The sequence below is a fragment of the Agriterribacter humi genome (genome assembly GCF_009192765.1).
GTDB lineage: Bacteria > Bacteroidota > Bacteroidia > Chitinophagales > Chitinophagaceae > Agriterribacter > Agriterribacter humi.
The window spans coordinates 1-1,378 of sequence record NZ_VOHQ01000031.1; the positions used below are offsets into that span (position 1 = coordinate 1).

2 protein-coding genes are annotated in these 1,378 nt (G+C 39.1%); both read right to left on the reverse strand.

The genetic code is table 11. The features are described from left to right. Positions 1-29: 29 nt before the first annotated feature. Positions 30-968: an IS3 family transposase gene (locus tag FRX45_RS23070; protein ID WP_152270849.1), complete on the reverse strand. Its 939-nt coding sequence runs from the start codon at positions 966-968 to the stop codon at positions 30-32. Continuing rightward, positions 923-1,339: a transposase gene (locus FRX45_RS23075; RefSeq protein ID WP_152270850.1), complete on the reverse strand. Its 417-nt coding sequence runs from the start codon at positions 1,337-1,339 to the stop codon at positions 923-925. The genes FRX45_RS23070 and FRX45_RS23075 overlap by 46 nt, the downstream gene beginning before the upstream one ends. Positions 1,340-1,378: the final 39 nt, after the last annotated feature.

Genomic DNA, 1,378 nt, shown 5'->3' on the forward strand with positions numbered 1-1,378 from the left:
TGTGTGTACCTAAAATAGGTTGACATATTTTATAATGGTTCAAACAAATTTAATTGTTTATTTAATGGGTCATCTTCATTAATTTTTACTGTATAGATTGTCATTCTTTTTCTGCTTTCTTTTGCTATTTCTTTTAAATGGGTTTCATACTTGACCGGCGGTATTTTCTTCAGACTTTGATGGGGTCTTTTTTCATTGTATGTTTTTATTACTTCATTCAGTTTTTTTTCAAGCTCTTTCCTGTTTTTGATTTCCATTCTTTTCAGATACTGATTTTTGATGGTATCATTTACTCTTTCGATGTGCGTATTTTCATATACTTCATTGCACATGCTGATGCGTATCCCATAGGCTTCCAACAGTTGTGTGTAGCTGTCGCTGGCATATTGTGTGCCTTTGTCTGAATGGTGGATCAGGCACTGGCTGTAATCATTCATACCCCTTGTTCTTAAAGCCATTTTCAGTGCCGTCACATTATTTTCTGCCCGCATGTTGTCGGCTATGCTGTAGCCTATGATCCTTCTGGAATAAACGTCCATAATAAACACAATGTAAAAGAACTGTTCAAGGCAAAAGAAATACGTAATATCGCTACTCCACAATTGGTTGATATCTGTAAATTCCATCCCACCCAACAGGTTTTTATAGCGGCTCGATTTAACGCTGTAGGTGGTCCTTGTTTGCTTCTCTATACTTTTTAAACGAAACCCTTCCTGCAAACCCAATGCAATAAATCCATCCCTTCCTATACCTTCCGGAGCCAGCATCTCATACATTGTACGCAGCCCCATGCCTGGATGAATTTCCCGGGCTTGCTCCATCATACGCAAATACAATACTTCTTTTTCTTTTTCCTGCACCAATCTTTGCAGCCACTGGTAATGTGCCTGTCGGCTGATGTTGCACAGCTTCAGTACTTCGTTTAGCTTGTATTGATGCTTCCTTTTGTAGATCCGGTACCATTCAATGGTGGCGGACTGAAACTTTTTTTTAAATCAAAGCCCAGTTCGCCGCTGCCAATTTCAAGGAGCTTGTTTAGAAAATCAATTTCTAATTGCTTTTGACCAACAATGCGTTCCAGCTCTGCCATGCGCTGGCGCAGTTCGTTGTTTTTTAATTCTTCGCTTTTCATTTGTACCACTAAGGTACATTTCTGCTCATGATAAGGAGAGTACTTATACAACCAGCGGTAAACGGTATTAGCGCTTATCTGGTGTTCTGCCATCAGCGACTTGATCGTAGTTCGCTTGCTTACTAATTCCTTAATCGCTTTCTTTTTTAATTCCTCAGAGAAAATCCGATGCTCACGGATTTCTAATTTTGAGTTAACTTGCCGCATAAGTGACTGTTTTTTGTCAACCTATTTTAGGCATACACA

Excerpts from the sequence above, each read along its gene's own strand:
- FRX45_RS23075 (WP_152270850.1), bottom strand. The coding sequence starts at position 1,339 with ATGCGGCAAGTTAACTCAAAATTAGAAATCCGTGAGCATCGGATTTTC.